Origin of the sequence: Aquitalea sp. ASV15, assembly GCF_016429115.1 — a bacterium.
Lineage (GTDB): Bacteria > Pseudomonadota > Gammaproteobacteria > Burkholderiales > Chromobacteriaceae > Aquitalea > Aquitalea magnusonii.
On record NZ_JAELTZ010000249.1, the window covers coordinates 1 to 253 of the forward strand.

Genomic DNA, 253 nt, shown 5'->3' on the forward strand with positions numbered 1-253 from the left:
CAGCCCGCACCGGCTGGCCACCATACTGGGCATTACCCAGGCCAGCGGCAATCTGGGCGGCTACCTGGGGCAGTACGGCATCGGCCATGCGCTGGCCGCCGGGCTTGGCATCACCCAGTACTGGGGCTGTCTCTTATACACATCTCCGAGCCCACGAGACATTAACAAGGATCGCGTATGCCGTCTTCTGCTTGAAAAAGGGGGGGGGGGGGGGGGGGGGGGGGGGGGGGGGGGGGGGGGGGGGGGGGGGGGG

1 protein-coding gene is annotated in these 253 nt (G+C 69.6%); it reads left to right on the top strand.

Annotation, left to right across the window (positions count from 1 at the left end):
* A partial coding sequence (locus JHD64_RS21780; RefSeq protein ID WP_199055832.1) for a hypothetical protein occupies positions 1 to 253 on the top strand: 253 nt, incomplete at both ends.